Raw genomic sequence first — 26,350 nt, 5'->3', positions numbered from 1 at the left:
GATTCATTTTTGTTAATGAGATGGGATAGACTAAAAATGAACCGATGATTAAGGCGAGGCGATTATATAACAACTCGTATCCCAATTATTTATGGAGTGATAATGAAAAGTATTTCAATGAAATTACTTAGTGTGCCTTTATTTTTTAGTCTTATTCTTGTTCTTGTTCAAGTTAATTCTTTATCTTCATCAGCAAAGATCATGAACTCTTTTAATCATGTTTATGTAGATCGAGTAATTCCTCTTTCTTCACTCAAATCGGTTTCTGATTTATATGCTGTTCAAATTATTGATTCAGCTAATAAATTTCATTTAGGCATATTAGAAGTTGACGATTTTTATAAAAATGCTAATTCATCGCTAGAAATTGCACGTAATATTTATAATGAATACCTTGAAACTCAACTGACTTCAAATGAAAAAGATCTCGCCGTAATACTCGATAATAAGATTATATCTCTAGAGACTAACTTACCAAGACTGTTTTCTCTGCATCAACGTGGGGAAATACCAAATGCTGAACTGATAATAGAACTCTATCGATTAATTGATAGTTTGGGCGAAGAACTCTCTGATTTAATTGATTTACAGTTGGATGTCGCAAAGAGTGAGTTAGATTTCAGTTATGAATATTTAAGTGATACTGAATTTTTCAATTGGTGTGTCATTATTATTTCTAGTATCGCCGCCTTTTTATTCTCTAGTTTCATGATGCGCAGAGAATTGCAGTACCTGAGATATATAATTGACTGGATTAGTGAATTATCAAATGGATCAGTTAGTCAAAATATTATTCCAAAATCAAATAATGAGCTTGATGAAATATCCGCATCTCTTGCTTTATTTAGTGGGAAGTTAAAGCGTTTTGTGAATGATAATCATGTTTTAATGCTTGGATTAGGTAATAATCAATCAAAACTAACGGGGATTATTGGGTCTAGCCAAGCCAATGCTCAGAACGAAATTTCATTTGTCGATCAAGTAGCGGTAGCAGCAACTGAACTATCTTCAACGGCCGATAGTGTTGCTCAAAATGCAGCGGCGGCAGAAAGCGCGGCGACGTCGGCAATGGAAGTTATCTCTATAAGCTCTGAGACATTAAAACGCTCTGAAGATATTGCAGAACAAATTAGCAGTTCCGTTCATAGTACTACGACTATTGTTAAAGATTTAAGAAGCCACTCAGAAAAAATTAGCTCAGTCGTTGAAGTCATTAACAACATCTCAGGGCAAACAAACCTCTTAGCATTAAATGCCGCTATTGAGGCAGCCAGAGCTGGGGAGCATGGGCGAGGTTTTGCTGTCGTGGCGGATGAAGTGAGAGCCTTGGCCGCTAAAACCCAGCAATCAACAATTGATATTCAAAATATTATTACCCAGCTTCAAGATCAGTCGTTAATGGCCGATGAGTCGATGAATAAAAATGTTGTACTAATAGATGAATCACTGTCTATTTCTCAAGAACTTACCGAAGCCTTTAAATCAATTTCAGATAAAGTATCAAGTATTTCAGATGTTAATGCCTTAGTCGCTACAGCATCTGAAGAGCAGAGTGCTGTAACGCAAGATATTTCGAAACAGCTCGAAGATATTAATTTACTTGTGCAAGAAAACTTAAAGGGAATTGAGCAAACGAGTTCTTCAAATGAAGATATTTCAGAATTAACTAAAAAATTAAATGACGAGCTGTCTTTTTTCAAGATTAATGATAAAGATAGTTTAGGTATTAGCTAATGCATTAAGCCGGAATTTTATCACATTGAGTTCCGGCTTAGTACAACAGCGCTAAGCCGAATTTTCCCCGCATTAAACCAAACTAGTATCTTTTTTAATCCAATAATTGTGGGTTCTTTAAGAATACCTGTAAACGTTTCAGCTCATTGTCACTAAATTTTTGCTGCTGATAAAGTCGCATGTCTTCTAAAATACCGTTTTGATCTAATTGCGGATTAGCTGTAACAGTATCCCTATAAGCCTGTACTTTATCTTGCCATAACGTATTTTTTTCTCGGGTCATGTTAATACGATCTATCTGATCTACCGTTAATTCAGAATCAATATCAGTGTAATTGTTTCCGCTATAAGTTAATAAAGAAGCAATTCTTTGTGCTGAGATCGTTGGTTTCAGTGCTGCCAGCTCTTCTGGTTCGAGCTGACTAATTTGATGTTCAACAAGAATCTCTCGTTGTGCTTTACTTAAGCTTAAATCTTGACGTATAGCCAAGCGAGTAAGCACTTGCTGATCATAGTTTTTTTCTTTGGTAAAAAAGGCCAATATTTCACTTTCAGTAAATAATTTATATTGCAGTGCATACAAGTGTTGCAACCATATCTGGCTTTCAGATATATCAATCTCTCCATCAATTGCTGGTGCGTTACCTTTCAGATCAGTAATTGCCAATAAGTATTGTCGATAGCGATCAAATAGGTCATTTAATCGATTATCTGCTTGTTGATGTAAGTTCAATTCAGCAGACAGCTTTGTTAATAAAACTTCAAGCAATTGATCTTTCAGCTTGTGCTGATGAATTATGTCATCGAAATGATTACGTAAATAAAAATCAATGGTTAGGTCTTTCCCTATCAGCTCACGACTAAGACCTTCTAATTTTATAGCCAAAATATCTGAATCTTGTTTTGAAGGTAGTTTTTCTACCATTATTACCGGATCAGTCCGTTTCGATTTCTGGTTAACAGTAAGCACATTATCCGTTAATACATCTGAAAACTGAATAACCAATAATACTGATAACAGTAATAACGCGGCAATTGCCGCGATAAGTTTTTTCATCTCTATAAACCAGCGATTTTTAAACGTTCGGCATGCTGACGATACAAGGTCACCGGATCGGTCTCAAACCAACTCGTCAAACCAAACGTTTGATTAACCTCATCCATATGATTCATATAGTAATCATCTTTAATAACTTGCCCTAAGTGAGAACTACAAGAAGTAACAACTCCGTCATTTTTTTCATCAAAAACTAAACTCGTTAGCTCTAACGCATAATCGACAGGATCAGAGACATGCGTAAAAGGCTGTGCGCCAGACCAAGAGTAATAATAAACCCCATTACTACCAACAGTATCCGCATCACCACAATAAGTTGTTGGCATACCTTCAGGATAAGCGCTGTTGAATAATAATGACCCCGCAGTCGTTAATGACTCAGTCATAAGTAAGCTGTCTTCTGGTAGCGTCTCACCTTCACTAATACCAGTGATAACATGAGCTAAAGTATTCATGCCTTTTTTAACCAATGTTTCCGTAACGGAGTCAACTTTCACAGCGCCTCGCATAACATCGGCAAATTTAGTCCCCCAATTAACACCACCAACAGATGTAACTGAAGCAACAAGTTCAGGACTCACACTCGCAGCATAACGAGCTGTTGGACCACCATGACTATGACCAATAATATTTACTTTTTCTGCACCACTATCAACAAGTACGGCTTGGATAAAAATACGTAATTGCTCCCCTCTTAACTCCGTTGAGTTGGCTGGAGAGAGACTGGCAATATAAACGTTAGCCCCTTCATTTCGTAGCGCTTGGGGGACACCATAAAAATAATCGACGCCCCATATATCGCTAAAACCAAAAATGCCGTGGACAAAAACAATGGGGTACTTAGTTGCCGCTTTGTCACCTGCATACACAGGTGTAATAACAGCACATATAGAAATAATAAATATTATTAAGCTTTTTTTCATATTCACTCCTTGGACAAGGTCCATTTTATTTATGAATTAACTAATTAAAAATAAAACATCACTAAACGGAACCAACTATAAAGGAGTAGTTTAAATATTTATTATACCGCCTCTGTTTTTTTTAAATTACCTTTTATTTTAATTATAAATGTGAAGTTATAGATACAATTGAGACGTAATTAGTGATCCAATCCCTTGTTTAATATATGAGTTGATAAAAAATATATGTATACTCGGCTAAAATATGATTAATCTGAGATAACGTCCGACTCATTGCAACGTTTTGATGGCGGTATTTTAATTAGAAGGTAATTGCGGGATTAAAGGCTGTCGTGTTTATATACTTCTTTAAACGTCTCAATCAAGGATGTTTTACAATTGAAATAGAGATTGCCACTTAACTGGGCAATCTCTATTTGACTAAACAATCACAGCACTAAAGCTTGTCATCCGACAGTAATAACTTCGCGCCTAATGCAATGAGCACCACGCCCGTCACGCCTTCCATCCAATTCATCATGGCACTACTTTTAAATAATTTTTTAGCTGAGTTAATGGCAAACGCTAAACTACATTGCCAGATCATAGCGATTAAAAAGTGGATGCTAGCCATCGTAAACGACTGCAAAATCGGTGAGTAATTAAGATCAATAAATTGCGGTAAAAACGCGAGATAGAAAATGGCCGTTTTAGGATTCAGCACGTTCGAAAGAAAACCTTCACGCAGCGAACGTCTAGAGCTAGATATCCCGTTATCTTCCTGGAGCATCGCTACTTTATTACTACCCTTGTAGATAGCGCGAAGACTACCAAGCCCTAACCAGATGAGATAAGCAGCACCAATCCATTTCACCACTTGAAACAGATCTGCCGATTGCAGCAAAATAGCCGAGATCCCAAGCGCAGAAAACATCGCGTGTACAAACAACCCAGAACAGATCCCGAGGCTGGTCACGCAGCCGTCAATGTATCCCGAACGGCTACTATTTCGGATCACCAATGCGGTATCCAGACCCGGTGTTAACGTTAAAATAGTAATCGCGATCAAAAAAGCTTCAAAATTTAAAATATGCATAACGCTAACTCCTGTAAGCAAAGTATATTTATAGCAAGAAACCAAGGTCAGAGTAAAATAATATTTTATAAAGCCTAATTTTTTATAAATCGAAGTAAAGCATATATAAGCAAAGCATAAACAGGTAGGATGCACCCCATATGACTTTAAGCAATGAGCACCTACATGTCGATTTCAACAACAGATAACTCTGTTACCCGCGCTTTACTAATTTCTATTCGCACACCTTGTGTTACTCAAGAGGATGTGGACGAATCACTATCTGAATTAGGCCGTTTAGTAAATACGCTCGGCTTTACTGTGGTAGGGACTAAAACGCAACGACAAAAATCGACCAAACAGCTGTCCGTATTAGGCTCTGGTAAACTAGAAGAATTAGCAACGTTAACAGGTGAGTCGACGGCATCAGAACAAGATGAACCGCCGATCGAATTTGACCAAGACGAGTTAAGCGAATTATTAACAACACCCGGCATTAAAGGACAAGCTAATGTCGTGGTATTTGACTGTGAATTAAGCCCGAATCAATTAAGTAATGTTGAAGAGGCATTAGGGGTTGAGGTTTACGATCGTACCCGCGTTATTATCGAAATTTTTAGTAAGCATGCACGTACACGTACCGCGAAGCTGCAAGTAGAGATCGCGCGACTTAATTACTTAACACCGCGATTACGTGATGAAAGCAGTGGCGATCGCGAGCGTCAAAAAGGCCGTTCAATCAGTGAAACGGTGTTTGAGATTAGTCGTCGCCGTGTTCGTACTCAAATCGCCGAGCTAAGACGTGAGCTAACCAAGTTACAACGCGAAATGCAAGGTCGAAGCAGTGGTCGTATCGAACAATTAACTGTCGCGTTAGTGGGTTATACCAATGCTGGTAAATCATCGTTAATGCGCGCCCTAACAGGCAGCGAAGTATTAGTTGAAGATAAACTATTTGCTACGTTAGATACGACGGTACGTACCCTACTTCCACCGACACAACCGCGTATTTTAATCTCGGACACCGTTGGTTTTATCCAAAAATTGCCTCATGATTTGGTCGCATCATTCCATTCAACGCTAGAAGAAGCAAAGAATGCGGATTTATTGCTTTATGTGGTTGATGCATCGGACGAGAATTTCGCTTCTCAACTAGCCGTTGTTAACCATGTATTACATGAGTTAAATACCGATTTGAGTAACAAACTATTATTGTTGAATAAGGTCGATTGTTTAAGCGATGATCAGCAATTAGAATTGTTAGAGAAATACCCTGACGCGCTACTAATCAGTTCACGTGACAAAGCTGATGTCGCGTTAGTGCATAGAGAAATTCAAAATGCACTAGAAAAAACCATGTGTAATGCTTGTTTCCAAATCCCTTATACTGCCAGTGGCATCATGGGTGAGATCCACAGTAAAATGCAGGTAATAGATGAAGAATATCTTCAAGATGGTATACGCATGACACTAAAAGCGAGCCCGATTGCCTTCGAACGATTACATAAAATGATGCAAATCTCTTATTAATCAATTCTAGGTATAGAAATAGTTACAATTTAAGTCCCCCTAGCAAGGGGACTCTTCTCGTCCACAGTCTAAACCACGTACCTTAATCCCCCTAAGTAATGCTAATAGCTGCATTATGCTCCCGTCATACCTGACCCTACTCCCCTCTATTCAATCACATATAAATAATCTATATCCATCATTTTTCACTAAAATGAAGTGAAAGGAAAGTTGGCGCAAATAAATATAGCGTCTAGCTTTATGTAATGTATGTGGCGGTAGATAGCTTATTTCGAGTAATTAAAATAGTACCGACACGTAATGCTTGTAAGAGGTTTGGAAGACTAACGTAATTAAAGTCGATATATCGACAGGAGCTTACATGAACAAATTCCCTCAATTAATAGCAATGACCACCTTTATCCTCGCGGCCAACAGCCCTTCTCTGGCGCATGCAGATGGTTTATATATTGGTGCTGGTGTGTATCAGGCCAATGTAGAAGAAGGTGGCTTCGATGACGACGACGTGGTACCTGGTTTATTCGTCGGCTATACCCTCATCGACTCTAATGTTTTTATGGTTGCTGCCGAACTGGGTTATTACGACCTTGGTGGATATAGTGGCACAGTAGCAAATACTAATTATGACATTGATGCATCAGCCTTTACACTAGCAGGTGTTGGTTACTTACCAATAGGGCCATTTTTTGAGGTTTATGCAAAATTAGGTGTCGCTTTAGTTAATATTGATGTTGAAGTGGGTTCATCGAAAGATGATGCTGATGGCGAAGAGATATTCGGCGGTATTGGTGCTAGCATCGATGTTTTAGATACAATTGACATTTATGCAGAATACCTGGTATTTGATACCGATGTGGACTCTTCAATCGCTGGTATAGGCGTGAGATTTGCTTTTTAGTACTGACTGATGCAAAACACCTGTGATTCAACCCAAGCGATTTAGCGCGTCTTTAACATCGACTAAGAAAGACCCTAGTAATCAGCTTGGATTGATGAACAGTTAAACCTGAACATTCTTTAATGGGTAATTCGAAGCTACAGAACCAGAAAATACCTATCCAACTCCCCACCCCCCGATTAAGTAACATATAAATTATCTACGTCCATAAGTTTTCACTAACATGAATGCATGTATTGTTCACAAAGCTTAGATCGAGCATCCTAAACCATTTATGGACAGAAACGGCTTAGTGCTTATGCTTCAAAGGGTACGGTTCGCATTACAGAAGTATTGGTAAATGAGATTAACGGCTGCATAACACGTTTACGACTATACAGATAAAGATTAATTTTCAGCTAGTTACCATCTGAAACTAACTCATTAAATTGCGATGTCAGTTTTTGCGCACATGCCATATCATTAAATACGTAACAGACTTCCAGAATTGTTAAAAATGAAAGTAACAATGTCTGCCTTAACAACCATTCTAATTGTTGTGCTGAATAACCGCCTGCGATTCGGTCACCCTTATCTCTACTTGCTGATTGGCAAAGCCCGCCATGAGTATAATCGTGCAAATAGATCTTAATATCGGCCATTAGCGAAGATAATTGTTTATGGCGATAACCTTCTGTTTGTTCAATTTGTTCTAATTGAATTTTAATTCCTGGTGGCTCTTTTCCATCCATAAACTTCTTTAATTGTTCATCTGTAGCACAACGATATAACCAAATCCCACGTAAAAATGCATCTCGCTGCGGCCGTAGTAAAGCAAATGCAGAACCATGACACCCTAATCCAATTAGTTTGATAATTGCTGCATTATGTTCTAATGCTAAATGCAGCAATGCAAGTGGCACTAATTTTCGGTCTTCGTGATGAAACTCCAAACCATTAAGTGCACTTTCGTAACTTGTAACCCAATTTTCCGCAATCTGTAAATTCATAATATCCTTCTGAGCCATAACTCCGCACTAAGCGGACTAAAACTGTGGGTTGAAACGTGTAGAAAAAATAAACGCAACACACTGTTTTAGTTTAATTTAAGTGCTTTTCTAGGTTTTCGGTTCAAAGAACGATGCAATATATTCAGGGTTGCCACCATACTTTTGAATACCAACAGGCCCCATTGATTTAATTTTAATATGGCCATTATCACTTAGATCTACCCAACTTGTTACAGGGTAAATAACTTGAGAATATTCGTACAATTTTGGATTGTCGTAATGATACTCAACAGACTCTGTTAACCTTGCAATTCCCCTAGCGGACTCACCTTCACAACAAATGACATAATCACCTTTAGAGAATTTTGTTAGATTCAAAATGATTCGACTCGGATCTCGATTGTCTGTCCAGTTATCATAAACATAACTAACAAAATTGGTAATAATCTCTCTAAACTTTTGCTCATTTTTAACAGGTAAGAGAGGAGATAAATCTCCAATAGCAGACCAACCTTGCCCTAAAACTTTCCTATATTTCAACTCTTCATAAGAAGAATGCTCTCGATCAATTGCTAGTAGCCATACTGTCATTGTTATTCCTTTAAAATTTATATTCGACCAAAGCCTAGATAGCCTAAAAGTGTATTATACAGACGTCTTCGTAAGCCTTTTTTCAGACGACGGCAAATAATTTAAATACCATTTTAAACTAACTTATAAATCAATACATTATATACTTTTACTTAATCATAACTTGAGCACTTTATTCCGCAAAATTGAGACTTTTATTTATAGATGTATCAATAATGCCTTTTGATACATCGTGACAGCTTTCATCAAGAACACTGTATAAAATTATTCCATCGAACCGTTTTCATTAGGTATAAATAGATCAACTCAAGTTGCCAAGCTTATGCATAATAAAATGTATGGCAATTTGCCATACATAAAATGTTGATGAGTAGAAGCACTAACTGAAAATGGGGCAGAAACGGCTTACTGCTAATTCATAGTGCTGATTAAGGAGAAAGATAATAGATAAAGGCTGCAGTCACGAGCTTGGCTTAAACCATGAAAAGATAAGTTTTGAACGCTTGGCATAATAAACAGTTAAGCCCGAACATTGTTTAGCAGATAAATTGCTTAATAGGTAATATGAAACTATAACTAAAGAGGATATAAAATAAAGGAAGATTGTTTGATAAGATATTGATTCCTATTTATTTAAAATAATAGGACGTCAGAAACGCGAAAAGCACAACACTTTTGAAGGATACCCTACAAGCCTCACTCCGGCACTTGAATCATCTGCTGCGGTTGCTTCCTTCCGGACCTGGCCGAGTTCACAGAGTATCAATGCGGAGGGACCCATAAGGCACCCATCAAACGTGTCGTGCTTGACAACGAGTGAATTATTAACTATTCACTGATTCTTTGCAACCGTTTATAGCAGTTTTATTCACTATAAATTCCGATTGCACACTATCCAACCAAGTCGATCAATTCCGATGCAGTTAAATGACTTTTCGGCAAAGGTACTGGGATGTAAACATAGTTGCAGGTACTGGTTTGCCATACAGATAACCCTGACCAAAATCACAACCTTCATCGACAATAAACTGATGTTGCTCTGCCGTTTCGACACCTTCGGCCACAACTTGTAAATTAAGCTTCTTCGCCATCGCAATAATCGCGCGCGCTAATTCTTTATTTTGATCACATTCCATTAAATTCATAATGAAACTGCGATCTATCTTTAAGGTATCAAACGAATACTTCTGCAAATAACTTAATGATGAATAACCCGTACCAAAATCATCTAACGAGATGCTGACACCGAGTTTCTTTAATCCAGCAAGTGATTTAGTCACCTTCTGTTCGTCTTGTAATAATACGCCTTCGGTGATCTCAAGCTCTAACGCACTACCAGGTATCTGATAATAAGCTAACAGCTGAGCAACCCGAGACACTAAGTTGTCATCACGCAGCTGTACAGGCGATATATTCACCGCAATACAAAAGTCATCACCAAAACTATTACGCCACTGTGCGGCTTGTTTCATTGCCGTACGTAATACAAAGTTACCCAATGCTAAGATCTGGCCGTTCTGTTCGGCCAAATTAATAAAGCGATCTGGAGCAACAGCGCCTAATATTGGATTACGCCAACGGATTAATGCTTCCGCACCTAATACCCGCTGCGTTTTAACACATATCATCGGCTGATAATGTACCGACATTTCTTGTTTATCGAGGGCTTCTGCTAAATGCGATTCAAGATAATGACGCTCACCAATAACAGCGCTTAGCTCTTCCGTAAAGAAGTTGTAATGCGTGCCTTTATCTTTGTTTGCCGTCATTGCTGCTTCGGCTTTTTCGACTAACGAAATACCTTTGTCGGCGGCTGAATCTGCTAACGCAATACCAAAACAAACGCGCGTGGTGATCGTAAAATCATCAATTAGGAAAGTCGATTCAAAAGCGCGGGTAAGACGAGAGATTAAATCAATCACTTGTTCTACGACAATCTCATCACGCACTACTATCGCAAACGAGTCACCCCAGCAACGAGCCACTAAATACTCAGTCGTTAACTGCTGATGAATTCGCTGACTGACTTCCAACAACACTTTGTCGCCAATGTCATAGCCATAACTGTTGTTAATCGATTTGAAATTGCGGATGCCAAGGTAAATCACCGCCAGTTCATTTTCATCATCAACAGATTCCAGCATGCTGTCCATCTGTTGCACTAATGAACGCTGGTTAGCGACACCGGTAAGTGCATCATATTCTTGTTGGTATATAAGTGTAGATTCTAATGCCGAGCGGCTATCTTGTTCGTGCAATAACGCTTGGTGCGACAAGCTCAGCGCCATTGTCTTTTTAGTCAGTAAACTCTGTAATTGTCGGTTGGCGTGATGTAATTCTGCTTTTTCGTAAAGCACCGCGAGATCAGCATTCATCGATTGTTGAAAACGAGCCACCAGCAATTTGCAATGCGGGGTAAATTCACGTGCTTGGGTATCTAAAACGCAAAGTGTACCAAAGGCTTGTCCATCTGGCCAAGTAAGCGGTAAGCCGTAATAAGCCATAATGTCAGCGTTAACATTACCAACCAAAGACCAGGTTGGATCAAGTAACGCATCTTCAATTAATAACTCCGCACGGTTATAAATAACCTGGGCGCTATAACAACTTAATTGCTTAGATTCTAATAGCAATGAAGACATTGGGTTGGCGGTGTCGTTTGACGAAAATATGCGCATGTCACTGTGGTGAACGCGCATAATTAATGCTGCTGGTAGGTTCATGATTCCAGCGATCAACTCTACAGTTTGTTGCCAACCACGAAACATAGGTTCCGGAATCTCAATCACCTGAGTATTAATATTAAGCATCCTACATCTCTGTTAGTTACATCGCATCGTAAATCATGATTACCTTACCGCTATTCATCTGATGAATAAGGAAGAATAGCTATACTACAAGAAAACAAAGCGAACACCAAGCCAGATTTATGGCGAGCAAGAATAATTCTCATCTAGCTCAACTATTTGGACAAACTTGTGACCCATAGTTGAACAACAGCGCGATTTAACTTGATACCGGTCACATTTATGGACTCCGGCAATGCATAATAATTTACTGGTCGCATGTATTTAATCAGCTTGTTTTGTAAGTAGTTATTCATTTCACTGACTGATAAGTGTCCAATCGCGTCAATTACAGCAATAGGACGATGACCAAACTCTGCATCTTCGCATGGGAACACCAACGCTTGATTAATGGACGGATGCGAAAGTAAAACGCGCTCAATTTGTTCTGGGTGAATGTTCTCACCACCAGAAATAAACATGTTGTCATTGCGCCCTAAAATGAATAATTCATTAGATCGTGCATCACCACATTTAACCTCGCCAAGATCGCCCGTCACCAACCAACCACTATCATCCGTCATGCTACGTAATACACCGCGATAGTAATACCCTATTCCCAAACTCTTACCACGTACTTTGATACTTTTAGCACAAATAGTTAATGATCTGTGTGCTAATAACATGCCAACACCCGCGCTGCTATCAGCTAGTTTAGCGGTAACAGTCGACGCCATTTCGGTCATGCCGTATCCAGACCAACATTCAATACCAAGGGACTTGGCTTTGTCGGTTAATACCACCGGAATGACAGCACCGCCTAACAAAATACGCTTTAAGCTAATCGTACTTTGCTCTTGCTCTTTATCTTTATCTGCATCTACATCTACATTTGCATCGAGTTCGTTAAGATAGCGCTTTAACTGCGTCGGCACGAGCGAGGCATGCGTCACTTGTGCTAACTGTGCAACTAAGCTATCCGCTGACGGTAACACCAACTGGCCACCAGCAAATAACCAACGCCACACAATCGCCAGTCCCGATACGTGAAATAAGGGTAAGGATAATAACCAGCTGTCTTGTGCGGTATAAACGAACGATTGCAATAACCCTGCCGCTGAGTGCAAGTGATTGTCACCGTTGTGCGCGACGGCCTTGGCTTTGCCACTCGACCCCGATGTAAAGACGATACTAGCGAGTCGCTGGGCTTGCCATTCGACATCAGATTCGGCGTCGTATTTAACACCATCATTAATTTCAGCAGCAATATCGGCCTCGTCAGCGGAAGTAATCACTAACTGCTTAGCAGCTTCATAATCAAGTGCTTGCAACACATTCAATTCAGGATCTGATAACCAAATAAACGCCGCCGCTAAGGTTTCCAGCTTATCATTCACTTGTTCAATACTTTGTTTCGGGTCTAATATCACGCAACAAGCACCGAGGCGTAAACAAGCCAAATACAGCCACTGCACAGTTAAGTTGTTAGTGCTTACTGCTGCGATGAGACTTCCTTCTCGTACACCTTGCACGCTTAACTGTTGGGCATAACCGTTAACAAAATCATTAACTTGCTGCCAAGTGAATTGCTGTTCACCAAAGACTAAAGCCACTTGCGCTGGATTGGTCTGGGCCCAATGCAGCCAAGGCCATTCGCTAAAATTAACCTTATCGCTAATAGACTTGTCATTATTGGGGGTGGTTGTGATTACGTTGTTGATAATAGCATCATGATTATTCATAGGTCGTCACAGGCAATTGAGATAAGGAGAGTAAGGGTAAGGCGCAATTTGGCCAAGGTTTAACAAGTTGCTGTTTAAATACATTAACGGTATCTAAACCAGGCGTGGTCTCGGGCGTTAATGTTTGTGCTAAACGCGCTAATTGCAGTAAACCAAAGCTAGATTCTAAGCTTGAGCTAATCACCGCCGTTAATCCCTGTTCATGAGCATGAGCAATTAACTCAGCGCAATAATCAACAGTTCCGGTCAACATCGGTTTAATAACAATAGCTTTAATCACACTGCCTTTAATCACAATGGCCTTAACGACTGAACGGGAATGTTCTAACTTCGCAGAGGAAATAAGCGCTAAAGCGCCCTGCCCTTGTGAGTTGCTATCTGTATCCCATAAGTCGGCATCCCGTAAGCTTTCATCCCACGCAATAGCAATACCCGTATCTCGGGAGAAACGTAAACAGTCACTTGGGGTATGACAAGGCTCTTCAATAAAATCGATACGATGGCGATATTCAGTGGGGATTTGATCTGCAAATGCCAATGCGGCGGCTAATGACCAACGGCGGTTAGCATCTAGCCGTAAGCATAAATGCGGATATGTCTGCAGTACGTACCGTGCAACGTCGCCGTCTTGGCAAGCAGCTTTAATACTTGTTTGCGTGGCTATTTTCAACTTACATAACGCACTGCTAGCAAGTTGCGCATGTTTAGCGGTTATTAATCCAATATCAGCAGCCAATAATAACGCACTGTTAGCGTTATCATCATTATCGCTACGATGAATAGCTTGCGGTAATCCATCTTCTAACTCCAGCAGCGCCATACTAAAGCCAAACGCTACTGAGGGGTAACAGCCGCTGAGTGTTACGACACCGTGCCCCAACCAGATTTTAATCACACTTTCTAGTTGTTGCTTTGCCTGTGCTGCTGTTTCGGTACTAAAGCCAGGCAAGGGCGCTATTTCTCCGCGCCCTCGCTGCATTATTTCAGATCCGCGACTCAGCTCAAGCAACCAACCTTCACGTACGGTAACAGACTGGCCACGTAATATCATGGCGCAGTCTAAAGGTAGCTGATAGTGATATAGCTTAGCCTTGCGTGGCATTAATAATGTTCCGCTGCTAATTATGGATTACGCGGGAATTTGTCGAAATTAGGACGACGTTTTTCATTAAAGGCATTACGCCCTTCTTGTCCTTCTTCTGTCATGTAAAACATCATAGTGGCGTTACCCGCTAATTCTTGTAAGCCAGCTTGGCCATCACAATCGGCATTTAATGCCGCTTTTAAACAACGTAATGACATCGGGCTGTGTTGCAATACTTCACGACACCAGCGTACTGTTTCACGTTCTAACTCAGCCAGTGGTACCACTGTATTTACAAGGCCCATATCAACGGCTTCTTGTGCATCGTAAAAACGACACAAGAACCAAATTTCACGCGCTTTTTTCTGGCCAACAATACGTGCCATGTAAGATGCGCCCCAACCGCCGTCAAACGAACCCACTTTCGGTCCTGTTTGGCCGAATTGTGCATTGTCTGCTGCAATCGTTAAATCGCACATCATGTGTAATACATGACCGCCACCGACTGCATAACCAGCTACTGCAGCTATCACAGGTTTTGGACACGTACGGATCTGACGTTGAAAGTCCAATACGTTTAAGTGATGCATACCTTCGTCGTCTTTATAACCGCCGTAATCGCCACGAATACTTTGGTCGCCACCCGAGCAGAATGCATGTTCGCCCAAGCCCGTTAACACGATCACGCCGATTTTTGAGTCGTAACGTGCATCAGCTAACGCTTGCATCATTTCATTTACGGTCTGAGGACGGAACGCATTACGTACTTGTGGTCGGGCAATGGTGATTTTTGCAATACCATCTAATGATTTATGAAAGTGAATATCTTGATATTCACCTGTGCAATCTTGCCATTCAACTTTTGCGTATAGCTCTTCTTCGGTAATGCCAACTGTTCTGCTCATAATAATTCCTGATCTTGTATATATGAATAGCTACTCTTTTTATATATGAATAGCTAAATGTCTAATTTTTATGTCTAAACTAAATGTCTAATCTGACGTTCTAAACTAAATGTCTAAACTAAATGCTTCTATTACTTTCTAAAATTCCGCGACCACGACAATCCGCAATCAACGTGTTTAAGCGGCGCTCTGTTGTGCTGCTTTATTCTTCAGGCTGTCACTGACTAACCCTCTGACTAATGCTGAAAATACAATCGGCTGGTCGGCATGTACGTTATGCCCAGCATCAGCGACAACATGATATTCCAGCTGACTGGCTTGAGTTAATTGCACAAATTTAGGGTCTAATTCACCACATACCATACTGATTGGGAACTCAGCCGCTTGTAATTTCGGTAACAAATAACCTTGTTTCGACAGAGACGTGGCCGCCAACATTTTACTTATCTGCTTGCCACCATTAAAACCATTGTAGTCCGCTTGAATGTGGCTGCGCGTTGCAATCAATGCGGTTTTTTCTGTCTTGGTTAATGATGCGAATACCCCTTGCTGGTACCAATCGGGCAATACCTGAGTTAATGGTGCTTCGCTAAAACGTGTTACCCAACCTAAATCATGTAATCCACGTTGTAATTGTTCGGCGCTGCTGTTTAAACCTGGGTTACCGCTTTCTAATAACATGCCATCAATAGTGTACGGCCAGTTAGCAGCCGGTTCGCTAGCAATCGTCATGGCAATACGCGCCCCTAACGAATAACCAACAAAAACGATGTGCTCAAGTTCATACTGGGCCAACGTCGCGATAATAAGTTGCTGTACATGCTGAAAGTCGTTCGCGGTCACCGCTTGGCTTTCCGCATGCCCAGGTAAATCAATACAAATACACTGATAGTCTGACGACAAATGTGACACTATTTTTTGCCAATCTGCGGTAGACCCCAACAAGCCATGTAAGAATACTAAACTTGGTTTCACGACAGCACCTTGCGACAGACTGCTCGCAGATTGAACTGATTCTGAATATAACGGTAATTGGGTCTGCGTCGTAATGATCATGTTAGATAAATTTCGCATCTTTTACCTCGCTAAACAATTGCTTCAATTGCTTGGCTGCAGCCCCTGCGGGAGTGACTATCTCGACGAGTAAAGTACGCATTTTTCCGGTTACTTCAGTCATCGGGTGTAAGCTATGGTGAATAGCAGAAAGTGCATCTGCTAAGCTTTGAGGTTGGATATAATCTAAATCAAACATCGCCGCTGCATGTTTGAAATTAAAGCCATGTGGCATACGGTATAATTGTTCTTTTTGTTGCTCTGCAACAGGGAGCATATCGAAAATTGCACCACCGTCATTGTTCAATACCACGATCACGCTCGGGTGCGTAGGTTGAGAAAATAACGCTAGCGAATTCAAATCATATAACAAGGATGTATCGCCTAGCAGACAAAGCATCGCTTGTTGTTGGCCTTGCTGTACGCCAGCTGCCGTTGCTAATAAACCATCAATACCCGAGGCACCTCGGTTGCTAAATACCGGGACATTGGGTAATGCTGCGAACATGTCTAATAATCTGACAATTAAGCTATTACCAATGAATAAACTGGTAGGCTTGTTCACTAACGTTTTTGAAAAGCAGGTATCTAATGTGGCCGCGAAACTAATTTCGGTTAATTCATCAATATGATTAATTTCAATTAACTGTCGCACCGTCACACTGGCAACCGTTAATACTCTGGCCCATTCATAACTATCAACATCACAGTGTTGCACACCAACGTCGGCGAAGACATTATTAAGAGCGTTGCCAAGAGAATACCTATCAGCCGTTAAAGCGGTATTCAACTGACCATTTTCAAACAGTGTTAACCAACTTTGTATTGGGCTAACAAATTGCTTACAACGCTGATGATAAGGGTCTAACTGCCCGGCTTGCGGTGCTATTAACCAGTAATCTTGCCAGTTCTGCTGTGCGATAAACTGACCCAAACGTTTTGATACTAATCGTGCCCCAAATTGTACTAAGATCTCCGCTTCCGCTAACTTGTCCTGACATGCTTGGTTTTGTAACCACACATCATAATGCGACCAAGCACTGCTACCACCCGATTGCGGATCGACCAATACAGGCCAGCCCATCGTCTTCGCCCATTGTTTAATCGCCAGCATATCAGCAGTATTCATCGCGCCAATAACCACCAAGCCTTTGCGGTTAACCACTGGCATCGTCGAGCAGATTTCTGTAGACGGCATCGTCTTTAAGGCATTAATGCAAGGTGAATAAATGGATAAATAGCCTTGTTGCTGCGCTTGCCAATGGCTTATTCCAGCAAGGTAGTCACTAAAATCAGCATCACCGCCATAAAGTGGTTCAGGGTAAGGACAATTAATATGCACCGCCCCACCCGTTTGTTGTTGCACTGCCAAGCTTTGATCTATGTTGCTCAACAACCATTGTGGGGTAATGCTTAAACTTGGGCTGGGTAATAACAGTTCATGACAGGCGTGGCTAGAGAATAAACCCGCTTGTTGAATAGCTTGATTGGCACCGCAATTAATCTGCTCTAACGGGCGGTCTGCGGTGAGTAATACCAGTTTTTCTTTGGTTAAGCCGCTTTCAACTACCGCAGGTAATAAGTTAGCGACGGCTGTTCCCGAAGTGACAATCACAGCCACAGGCGCTTGTAATGACTTCGCTAATCCCAACGCATAAAAACCCAGACCACGTTCATCAAAATGACTATGCAGTATTAAATCATCATGCGCCGCTGCCGCTAATACCAAGGGTGTAGAACGTGAACCCGGTGCCACGCACACATGGCGAACACCTAAACGACTCAGTTCTTCTAAAATTAAACTCGCCCATAAACGATTTAATGGCGCTTGTATGTCTGAAAGCGATTGATTCGTGATCATGCGCGTTGTTGCTCCGAGGCAAATTGATTGGCAAGCACATGCTTATTACTATTGTGGGTATGAGAATGCCTATTTCGACCTTGCTTGTCGTCATTATCGTGATGGACGTCAGAGTCGCGATAGTCGTTCGCATCAGGTTCAAGCAAGGTTAATAAAGTCGCGGTTTTACGCTCTAACTCTTGCCATTCACTTTGCGGATCAGAACCAGGAACAATCCCTGCACCGGCAAATAACTGTAATTCACGCCCTAATACCCGCGCGCTGCGAATAGCAACACAGAATTCGCTCTGTTGCTGGCCGATATAACCTAATGCACCACTATACCAACCACGGTCGAACGGTTCGTTATCAGCAATAAAATCTAATGCCGGTTGACGCGGTAATCCAGCAATCGCAGCCGTTGGTTGTAGGCTGGTGAGTAATTCGGCGTCATCAATGCCCGCCATTAACTGGCCAGATATTTTATGTTTAAGATGCTGCACTTTACGTAATTTAATTAACTCAGGGCGCGTTTCAACGTGCACAGAACGACAGCGCGGTTGTAAGCGTGATAATAAATCATCTGCCACTAAGCGGTTTTCGTAGCGATTTTTCTTGTCGTTAAGTAACCAGTTTGCTAACGCGCGATCTTCCGCGGCATCTAAACTTCGTGCAGCGGTACCAGCAAGCGCTTCGGTATGTAACTGATCGGTGTCGCGACTGAATAACCGTTCAGGTGTTGAACCAACAAAATAATCATCAGGATTGATAGCAAAAATAAAATGAAAACACTGCTGATTAACTTGACGGCTTTGTTGTAAAAATTGCGTCGCTGACAGAGGACGGTTTAACGTTAGCACCGTTTTTCTCGCCAATACCACTTTGGCAAAATACTGCTCATCGATTGCGGTTAACGCTTTAGTGACAAGATCAGACCATTGTTTGAACTCAGGATAATGACGACGAGATTCAATGACGTAAGATTGCGGTAATGGTATCGGTGCAGGTGCAATTAACTGTGCAAGACTTGCCAATAACTGAACTTTGTCGTAACCCGCGTCTGCCATTGCCTGTTTGGCTACTGACATTTTTGGTAAATTGACTGGTAGGTTGACCGATAGCTGCCAATGCGCTTGCTGACGGGTTAATTCTATTTGCGGTAAGAAATAGTAATCACTATCGCTACTGGTCAGTGCTTGGCTAGACTTTTCGCTAGATTCTTTATTAGGGAAGGCTTGTCCGCCCCACATCCGCTGCGGCTGAGTAAACAATGTTTTTGCGAGATTAACATCATGACAATGACAGCATTTCCCGAGTGCGACAACTTCTTCATCGCCGTCTCGAGATTGCCAATAAAATTGAGGAAATATAACTTGAGCACCAAGCCATTCTATAAGCTCGGTTGAATTTAAGGGCTGTAAATCAACAGAAATCCGAGTTTGCTCAGCTGGAGCATGGATAACCTGTTGTTGTAATGCTGTGATCGCGGTTGTTAAATTTAACAAATCGCTCCCCTTACTAAACGACTACGTAGGGGGTAATTTTAGCATAAATATAACAAAATCGAACATCTGACTATACTTAATGGGTAGTTTTTTTAATTTTTTATAGCCTAGATCAATAAAATGTTCGTTTTAGAAGAAAATAAACTTCGAACCAACAACTAATAATAGCAACGCAAAATAACGCTTTAACACATGACTCGGTAATGAATGAGCCAATTTAGCACCTTGTTTGGCAAACACCGTACTGGTAATTATAATGCCAAAGAATGCCGGTAAATAAATATAACCTAGACTGTATGCTGGTAACTCTGGGTTATTCCAACCAGTCACGATGTAACTGCATACGCCTGCCACCGCAATGGGTAAACCACAAGCTGAAGACGTTGCAACCGCATTACGCATTTCAACACGACACCAAGACAAGTAAGGTACCGTGAGTGAGCCGCCGCCAATGCCGAATAAAGCCGAGATAGCACCAATAATACCACCTGCGACAGTCAAACCAGCGCCTTGGGGTAAATCGTGCTGTGCTGTTGGTTTTATATCAAAGCCCATTTGTACCGCAACCGTCAACGCATAAATACCGATGATCATTTGTAAGGTATCACCGGGTAAGTAATCGGCAAAAATACTGCCCAGCACGGCACCAATAACAATACCAACGGTTAAGCGTTTAACCAACGCCCAATCAATGGCACCTTTACTGTGGTGAGTTTTAATCGAACTCAGGGAGGTAAAGATAATCGTCGCGAGAGAAGTACCAATCGCCAATTGGGTTAATATATCAGGCGAAAGATCTTGGAAGCTAAAAGATACAATTAATGCCGGAACGATAATTAAACCGCCACCGACACCAAACAGACCCGCCATCAAACCTGCTGCCGCGCCTAAAATTAAATATAAAACCACAATCATCGTTACAATTCCTTTTACAACATGCACCTATTCTTGATAGGTGCCTGAGCTTTACTTTATAAGTGCCAGCATTTCGCTAGTTGATAGTTTTTGAGTGATTAATAGTTTTTGACTGATTAACAGCTTTTAACTAAATGATAAGAGTAACAAAATAGTGGTTAAAATACTAAGAAAGCGACAATACACCCGTTGATAACAGGTAAATTGCCCCTGCAGCGCCCGCTAATAATACCGTTGAATAAGCATAATCTCGCTTGCTAAATGATTGCTGCTTTTCTGCTAATGCTTTTTTGTAAATCAATACACCCGGTAAATACAACAATGCACATAACAACATGTATTCAGCGCCCGCCGCATACACTAACCAAGCACCATAAAACGACGATACCAGTCCGATAAACAGGTCTTTCTTACGGTTTTCAGTGGCACTATAACCTTCACCGCTTAACGCCACTTTCACGCCATACGCACCCACAAGAAAGTACGGGAGCAATACTGCCGATGTCGCGATGTTGACCAAGGCTAAATACGAGCTTTCTTGTATCAGGGTTAAAATTAAAAACAGCTGCACCATACATGACGAGAACCACAGTGATGTGGTTGCTGCACCCTTGCTGTTCGCTTTAGCGAATGCTTTCGGAAACAAGCCTTCTTTCGCGGCAATGAAAGGTACTTCAGCGCTGACGACTGTCCAACTTAATAACGCACCGGATACTGAAATAATCAGACCGGCATTAATCAGCATTGCGCCCCAAGGACCAACAATCACTTCTAAAACATGCGCCATTGATGGGTTTTTTAGTGCTGCAACTTCAGGTTGAGTCATCACACCTAAGGTAAACAAGCTCACAGCAATATAGAGTATTAGTGCCGAGAACAGTGCAATACCGGTTGCTTTCGCCACGTCACGCTTGTCTTTAGCACGATTTGATAAAATAACCGCGCCTTCAATACCGATAAATACCCATAATGTCACCATCATAGTCGCTTTCACTTGATCTAATACCGAGCCTAACTCAGGCGTTTTATCACCCCAAAAATCAAGAGTGAACTTATCCATTTTAAACGCCATGATAACCAAACAAACGAAGGTTAAAATAGGAATGATTTTAGCGATAGTCGCAAACACATTAATCAACGCGGCACGTGTCACGCCACGTAATACCAATGCATGCATAAACCAAATCAATAACGAACCACCGAAAACGGCAATCGGCGTATTACCCTGCCCCATCATTGGGTTTTCAGGGGTATCGACAAAATAGCCAATCGCACTAAAGAACACCACTGCATAAGATACATTAGCGAGTAAGTTACAGATCCAGTAACCCCAAGCAGACATAAAGCCGATGTAATCACCAAAACCCGCTTGTGCATACGAGAAAATGCCGCCATTCAAATTAGGGAAACGCACGACTAAATTACGTAATACCGAGACTAATGCCAGCATGCCGCAGCCCGTAATCAACCAGCCTAGCGTGATTGCACCGGGCGCCGCTGATACAGCAATATTTTGTGGCAGACTAAAGATTCCGGCACCGACCATGGTACTAAATACCAAGGCCACTAACATGCCAAGTCCGAGTTTGTTTTCCATCGATAATTCCTAAAAAAGGTCAACTTACGACATAATCTGTCATAAAATACCTAATTTTCGTTTGTTAATATAAAATGATTCGGCGGATTGTATTATAATATTTTATATATGCAAGAATATTCACTTAATTTGCATAAATCCTGACAAGTGACCAAGATTGCCGATAATCTGAGCAGAACCAAGCATCACCCAATTAAACTTCTCTTTTTTCCTTACATCTTGAGCATCATTCAGTTAAAATATGGGGTTCGATTTCTTGCATAATAATAATGATGATGACTGATTCTTCACAACAATATCTATGTCGCAAAACCTACCTTATTGATAGCTTTTGGCCTGGTAAACTACTCGAGTTAAATAACGCGGGTAATATCAAGGTTGCGGGTACTAATGGCGCAGGTAAAACAACATTACTTAAACTGCCGATGCTGTTTTGGGGTGCTCGACCTGGGCGTATTGTTGAACGTAATGCCAACAAGAAATCATTTGCTGCTTATTATTTGCCGCGCAAAACCAGTTATATCGTTTTTGACTATCAACGTCCGAACGGATCTGACACACCACAGTTGTGCCACGTATTAATTAAAAGCGATGGCGACAAACTGCTATACCGCTTTATTGATAGCCCCTTCGACATCAAGATGTATCTTGATGAAAGCGGCAATATCTTTGGTGATGACGAGATCAAGCGTAACTATAGAACACAAGTGCGTTGCGAAGTCAGTAGCTTATTAAGCGTAGATGATTATGCAAGAGTCATCCAAAATCATCGCGACCTAGGCGGCAAGAAATCACTGCGTACCCTGCAACAACGTTTTTCAATGAGCCAATCACCGATTAAGCACATTGAAAAAGTAGTAACCTCGGTATTCAACAAGATCTCTAATTTCGACGTGATTAAACAAATGATCATCGAAATCTCTCAAGATGCCATCAGTTCTGAAATGCTGAGCAACAATGTGACTGACATGGTCAACATTGATAAAACCGATATTGATAGCTGGCTAGCCGATCTGCATTCATCACAAGCTATTCTGAATTTAGAAGAAAAGATTTTATTGTCATTAACTGACATTGATTCACTCATTGAAATCAAAGCAGATCTACAACACTTACATCATCTTGCGGCACTCTATCAAGACAAGTGCAATCAAGATCAAGTGCTCGCCGACACGCGTTTAAAAGACGTACTGGTTGAACTCGCAGATTTAAAAGAAAGCCACAGACAGCAAGTATCATCGATTGAAGATGCTTGCCACGATGAAGAAAAAGCCCACCGTGAAATAAAGCACGATTTAGATAAGTTAGAACAAGAAAAAATTGATTTTGAAGATGATGAAGCCGCTACCTATCAACAACGTGGCTCAGAGCTGTCTGATTTTACTTTACGGTTAATCAATCTAAACAATGAAAAGACCCAGTTAAGCGAAAAGTCAGCCGATCTTAGCCGCACGTTTACAGAACAACAGCAGCAACAAGAACTTGATTTTAACAAACGTGAACAACAACTGACGAACGAAATCAGCTCTCAACAGCAGCAGTTAACAACGGCGTTAAGTGAGAACAAACTACACTATGCGACACTCGAAAGTGAATTACGAACACAAACGCAGGTATTAGTTGATCAGTTAAATGAAAAGAAAACCCCGCTGGAACACACCAAGATCTCGCTTAATCTGCAGTTAACACAACCGCAGCTTGATCCTGCGTTGACGTTACAGTCTCAGCAGTTACAACAGAATTTAAGTCAATGTCGCCGTAATATTAACGAGCGCCAAGAAGCCTACAATCGTATTAGTCATGAATCACAAAGCTTACGCCAAAAACAGCATCAAGCATTGCAAACCAATGACAGATTAAAAATTGAATTAAATCACTTGGCCCAGCAGCACCGCGATGTGCAAGCATTATTAAGCCCAGAAAAAGGCTCATTACACGCTTTCCTTGCTGAACATGTGCCAAATTGGCAAGCTAATATCGGCCGTGTGATTAACCCTGAGTTACTCAAACACCTGCACCTTGAGCCTGAGTTATTAGTCGCCTTTGCTGACGCTGCGAAAAATGCCGATGCTGAAACAGCACTAACGCAAGTACAAGACTTTTACGGCATCAAGATCAACCTCAATGCCCTAGAAAACGCATCGTTTACCGACAGTGCGCTAGCAGAAAAAGAACAACATATCTCGACCCAGATTGGCGCGAAGAAAGCAGAACTTGAACAGCTACAAAAAGCCCTTGAACAACTGAATAAACAAGTTGAAGAACTTGATAAGCAGTTAAACTCGAGCAAGCAATTATTGTTCAAACAGAACCAACTGCTAACAAACCTCGTTAATGAAGAAGATGAGTTAAACGGCAAGCTAGAACAACATAAGACCTTGGCGATTGCCCGCATTCAGACTCAATTAGCCGAAACGGCATTACTGTTAGACCAAGCGCAACAAGCACTAAGCCAAGCGAAGGTTGATTATCAAAGCCGTCACAACGAACTAAACAACGAACGTTTAGGCGTCCATTGTCAGTTAGAAACAGACTATAATCAGCGTATAGACAGCTATCAAACATCGCTTGATAGCTTACGTAATGAAGCGCAAATTGAAACGCAACGTATTGCCGCTGCACTACAAGCTGCATTAAGTGACGCCGGTATTAATGCCAGTATCTTTAACGCCCTTGCTGCCAAGATCAAACAAACAACGCAAGCCGTTGAGAATGCGAAAGTATTCCAACAAAAAGCCGACAAGTATAATAGCTGGTTAGAAACATCATGGTCACAAGTTGAACCAGGTCGCGAGCGTTTACGTCGTTTAGATGCTGCTATCCAACGCTTCCAGCAACAGTTAAAAGATAAAAAACAAGACTACCAACAGTCAACAGACAAGCTAGAACAAAAAAAAACCCAGCTTGATAAACAAGTCTCAGATTTAGTATTACAACTGAAAGGCTTAGATAACAGCCTCGTAAAACTAGCCGACTACCCTGCTGTTGTTAACGAAGCTTTACCTGAATACAGTGTTAACAATATCTCTAAATTAACCAACAGTCAGATGAGTCTGTTAGGCAAGCAGCAAAGCAATGTATTAAGCGCTGTCAGTAAAATCAGCAGTGAATTAAAACGTTACTCGAAAAGCACACTGCAAATAGGCTGGTTAGAAAACCGCATTGAAAGTGATCCAGAGCTGGTTAATTACCGTTTAGAAGAAGCGATTAACAGCGGCGAACAGCTGAGTTACGTGCTTAAAAATGCTAAATTATTGCAAACTTCAACCACACACGAAGTAGAATTACGCGCTAACGATATTTTATCTATCTACACCCATTTAAGTAACTTTGATCGCAACATTACCCGTACCGGCCGTAAACTGTCTAGCCATATGAATGGTAAACAGTTCTTTACAGCCTTGGGTGATATTAAAATTGCCATTCGCACTAAGATGGACAAGTTAGGCTATTGGCAGCAGCTTGAGAATGTAAACGACGCATTTGAAGCTTATCAAGCGAATACCGAACTGACGCACGATCGCAGTATTCCACAAGACTTAATTGATAGCTTAGATGAACTGTCAGCGGTATTGCCGAAAAATAACAGCATGCAACACAATGAGTTATTTGATATCGAATTCACCATTGTTGAAAACGGTCGAACAACGCGTGCGACAACACCGAAAGAATTAGAAGATGTGTCATCAACAGGTTTATCTTACTTAGCCTTAATTACTTTCTTTACCGGTTTAACGACCATGTTACGCCCGGATGCAAGTACAGTGATCACTTGGCCAGTGGATGAATTAGGTGAGCTGCATTCTGAAAACATTCAAGCCATGTTGGATATGTTAAACCAACACGGTATTCAGATCATGACTGCATCACCGTCGACAGATAAATCGGTATTGCAGTTATTCGATCACTTATATGAAATTGATAGCCGTAACAAACGTTTGATCCAGATGAATGTCGATGATGATCCATTAATGGCATTACTCAATGGCGATGCTAAAAAAGCACTCGTAGCAGATACAGAAGTGCTAACAGCGGTGCCTTCTTCACCAATAAGTCCTGTGCTATCTGCGCCTGAAAATACTGAGTCGACGACATCTACAATTACAGAATCAAACATAGCAACGACTATGCAAGAAGAGGGTTAAGC

18 protein-coding genes and 1 other RNA gene are annotated in these 26,350 nt (G+C 41.1%); 4 read left to right on the top strand and 15 right to left on the bottom strand.

The genetic code is table 11. The features are described from left to right. Positions 1–102 precede the first annotated feature (102 nt). Entirely contained in the window at positions 103–1,734 is a 1,632-nt protein-coding gene (locus A923_RS0112995; protein ID WP_017222104.1) for a methyl-accepting chemotaxis protein, read from the top strand. Positions 1,735–1,828: 94 nt separating this feature from the next. On the opposite strand, the gene A923_RS0112990 is transcribed toward A923_RS0112995, so the two are convergent. The 3 genes from A923_RS0112990 to A923_RS0112980 form a co-directional block, all read right to left on the bottom strand. After that, on the bottom strand, positions 1,829–2,791 hold the full coding sequence (locus A923_RS0112990) for a lipase secretion chaperone (RefSeq protein WP_017222103.1): 963 nt from the start codon (positions 2,789–2,791) through the stop codon (positions 1,829–1,831). Between the two features lie 2 nt (positions 2,792–2,793). Beyond that, a complete protein-coding gene (locus A923_RS0112985; RefSeq protein WP_017222102.1) occupies positions 2,794–3,714 on the bottom strand; it encodes an esterase/lipase family protein in 921 nt (306 codons plus the stop codon). Positions 3,715–4,150: 436 nt separating this feature from the next. Continuing rightward, a complete protein-coding gene (locus A923_RS0112980) occupies positions 4,151–4,789 on the bottom strand; it encodes a LysE family translocator (protein WP_017222101.1) in 639 nt (212 codons plus the stop codon). 165 nt (positions 4,790–4,954) lie between these two features. Between A923_RS0112980 and hflX the strand changes: the two genes are divergently transcribed. Both hflX and A923_RS0112970 read left to right on the top strand, forming a co-directional pair. Beyond that, a complete protein-coding gene (gene hflX / locus A923_RS0112975) occupies positions 4,955–6,298 on the top strand; it encodes a GTPase HflX (protein WP_017222100.1) in 1,344 nt (447 codons plus the stop codon). A gap of 361 nt (positions 6,299–6,659) precedes the next feature. Next, the gene (locus A923_RS0112970; protein WP_017222099.1) at positions 6,660–7,196 is read left to right on the top strand and encodes an outer membrane beta-barrel protein; all 537 of its coding nucleotides are present in this window, start codon (positions 6,660–6,662) and stop codon (positions 7,194–7,196) included. Positions 7,197–7,594: 398 nt separating this feature from the next. Here the strand turns inward: A923_RS0112970 and A923_RS0112965 are convergent, their stop codons facing one another. From A923_RS0112965 to A923_RS0112915, 12 genes are all read right to left on the bottom strand, one after another. Next, positions 7,595–8,185 carry a DUF6988 family protein gene (locus tag A923_RS0112965; RefSeq protein ID WP_017222098.1) on the bottom strand — a complete coding sequence of 197 codons (591 nt, stop codon included), beginning with the start codon at positions 8,183–8,185 and terminating at the stop codon, positions 7,595–7,597. A gap of 108 nt (positions 8,186–8,293) precedes the next feature. After that, positions 8,294–8,776 (bottom strand): hypothetical protein, encoded by a 483-nt coding sequence (locus A923_RS0112960; protein ID WP_017222097.1) that lies wholly within the window; start codon positions 8,774–8,776, stop codon positions 8,294–8,296. Between the two features lie 685 nt (positions 8,777–9,461). Next, an RNA gene (gene ffs, locus A923_RS22800) (signal recognition particle sRNA small type) lies at positions 9,462–9,558 on the bottom strand. A gap of 141 nt (positions 9,559–9,699) precedes the next feature. Further along, the gene (locus tag A923_RS0112955) at positions 9,700–11,586 is read right to left on the bottom strand and encodes a putative bifunctional diguanylate cyclase/phosphodiesterase (RefSeq protein WP_017222096.1); all 1,887 of its coding nucleotides are present in this window, start codon (positions 11,584–11,586) and stop codon (positions 9,700–9,702) included. A gap of 152 nt (positions 11,587–11,738) precedes the next feature. Further along, positions 11,739–13,304 (bottom strand): o-succinylbenzoate--CoA ligase, encoded by a 1,566-nt coding sequence (gene menE, locus A923_RS0112950; RefSeq protein WP_017222095.1) that lies wholly within the window; start codon positions 13,302–13,304, stop codon positions 11,739–11,741. Beyond that, a complete protein-coding gene (gene menC, locus A923_RS0112945) occupies positions 13,297–14,406 on the bottom strand; it encodes an o-succinylbenzoate synthase (RefSeq protein ID WP_017222094.1) in 1,110 nt (369 codons plus the stop codon). Before menC ends, menE begins: the two co-directional genes overlap by 8 nt. 20 nt (positions 14,407–14,426) lie before the next feature. After that, complete coding sequence (gene menB, locus A923_RS0112940; RefSeq protein WP_017222093.1) at positions 14,427–15,293, bottom strand: 1,4-dihydroxy-2-naphthoyl-CoA synthase; 867 nt, start codon at positions 15,291–15,293, stop codon at positions 14,427–14,429. Between the two features lie 177 nt (positions 15,294–15,470). Beyond that, entirely contained in the window at positions 15,471–16,367 is an 897-nt protein-coding gene (gene menH / locus A923_RS0112935) for a 2-succinyl-6-hydroxy-2,4-cyclohexadiene-1-carboxylate synthase (RefSeq protein WP_017222092.1), read from the bottom strand. After that, the gene (gene menD / locus A923_RS0112930; RefSeq protein ID WP_017222091.1) at positions 16,351–18,207 is read right to left on the bottom strand and encodes a 2-succinyl-5-enolpyruvyl-6-hydroxy-3-cyclohexene-1-carboxylic-acid synthase; all 1,857 of its coding nucleotides are present in this window, start codon (positions 18,205–18,207) and stop codon (positions 16,351–16,353) included. The genes menH and menD overlap by 17 nt, the downstream gene beginning before the upstream one ends. Next, positions 18,204–19,691 carry an isochorismate synthase gene (locus A923_RS0112925; RefSeq protein WP_017222090.1) on the bottom strand — a complete coding sequence of 496 codons (1,488 nt, stop codon included), beginning with the start codon at positions 19,689–19,691 and terminating at the stop codon, positions 18,204–18,206. The genes menD and A923_RS0112925 overlap by 4 nt, the downstream gene beginning before the upstream one ends. 129 nt (positions 19,692–19,820) lie before the next feature. Beyond that, positions 19,821–20,606 (bottom strand): sulfite exporter TauE/SafE family protein, encoded by a 786-nt coding sequence (locus A923_RS0112920; RefSeq protein ID WP_017222089.1) that lies wholly within the window; start codon positions 20,604–20,606, stop codon positions 19,821–19,823. Between the two features lie 166 nt (positions 20,607–20,772). Continuing rightward, on the bottom strand, positions 20,773–22,203 hold the full coding sequence (locus A923_RS0112915; RefSeq protein WP_017222088.1) for a basic amino acid/polyamine antiporter: 1,431 nt from the start codon (positions 22,201–22,203) through the stop codon (positions 20,773–20,775). Between the two features lie 269 nt (positions 22,204–22,472). Between A923_RS0112915 and A923_RS0112910 the strand changes: the two genes are divergently transcribed. Continuing rightward, on the top strand, positions 22,473–26,348 hold the full coding sequence (locus A923_RS0112910) for an ATP-binding protein (protein WP_017222087.1): 3,876 nt from the start codon (positions 22,473–22,475) through the stop codon (positions 26,346–26,348). Positions 26,349–26,350 lie beyond the last annotated feature (2 nt).

Source organism: Moritella dasanensis ArB 0140 (genome assembly GCF_000276805.1).
Lineage (GTDB): Bacteria > Pseudomonadota > Gammaproteobacteria > Enterobacterales > Moritellaceae > Moritella > Moritella dasanensis.
Note: the sequence above shows the minus strand (reverse complement) of the source record. Positions and strands in the feature narration are given on the sequence as shown.

Coding starts and splice junctions, on each gene's coding strand:
- A923_RS0112995 (WP_017222104.1), top strand. CDS start 103: ATGAAAAGTATTTCAATGAAATTACTTAGTGTGCCTTTATTTTTTAGT.
- A923_RS0112990 (WP_017222103.1), bottom strand. CDS start 2,791: ATGAAAAAACTTATCGCGGCAATTGCCGCGTTATTACTGTTATCAGTA.
- A923_RS0112985 (WP_017222102.1), bottom strand. CDS start 3,714: ATGAAAAAAAGCTTAATAATATTTATTATTTCTATATGTGCTGTTATT.
- A923_RS0112980 (WP_017222101.1), bottom strand. CDS start 4,789: ATGCATATTTTAAATTTTGAAGCTTTTTTGATCGCGATTACTATTTTA.
- hflX (WP_017222100.1), top strand. CDS start 4,955: ATGTCGATTTCAACAACAGATAACTCTGTTACCCGCGCTTTACTAATT.
- A923_RS0112970 (WP_017222099.1), top strand. CDS start 6,660: ATGAACAAATTCCCTCAATTAATAGCAATGACCACCTTTATCCTCGCG.
- A923_RS0112965 (WP_017222098.1), bottom strand. CDS start 8,185: ATGAATTTACAGATTGCGGAAAATTGGGTTACAAGTTACGAAAGTGCA.
- A923_RS0112960 (WP_017222097.1), bottom strand. CDS start 8,776: ATGACAGTATGGCTACTAGCAATTGATCGAGAGCATTCTTCTTATGAA.
- A923_RS0112955 (WP_017222096.1), bottom strand. CDS start 11,586: ATGCTTAATATTAATACTCAGGTGATTGAGATTCCGGAACCTATGTTT.
- menE (WP_017222095.1), bottom strand. CDS start 13,304: ATGAATAATCATGATGCTATTATCAACAACGTAATCACAACCACCCCC.
- menC (WP_017222094.1), bottom strand. CDS start 14,406: ATGCCACGCAAGGCTAAGCTATATCACTATCAGCTACCTTTAGACTGC.
- menB (WP_017222093.1), bottom strand. CDS start 15,293: ATGAGCAGAACAGTTGGCATTACCGAAGAAGAGCTATACGCAAAAGTT.
- menH (WP_017222092.1), bottom strand. CDS start 16,367: ATGCGAAATTTATCTAACATGATCATTACGACGCAGACCCAATTACCG.
- menD (WP_017222091.1), bottom strand. CDS start 18,207: ATGATCACGAATCAATCGCTTTCAGACATACAAGCGCCATTAAATCGT.
- A923_RS0112920 (WP_017222089.1), bottom strand. CDS start 20,606: ATGATTGTGGTTTTATATTTAATTTTAGGCGCGGCAGCAGGTTTGATG.
- A923_RS0112915 (WP_017222088.1), bottom strand. CDS start 22,203: ATGGAAAACAAACTCGGACTTGGCATGTTAGTGGCCTTGGTATTTAGT.
- A923_RS0112910 (WP_017222087.1), top strand. CDS start 22,473: ATGATGATGACTGATTCTTCACAACAATATCTATGTCGCAAAACCTAC.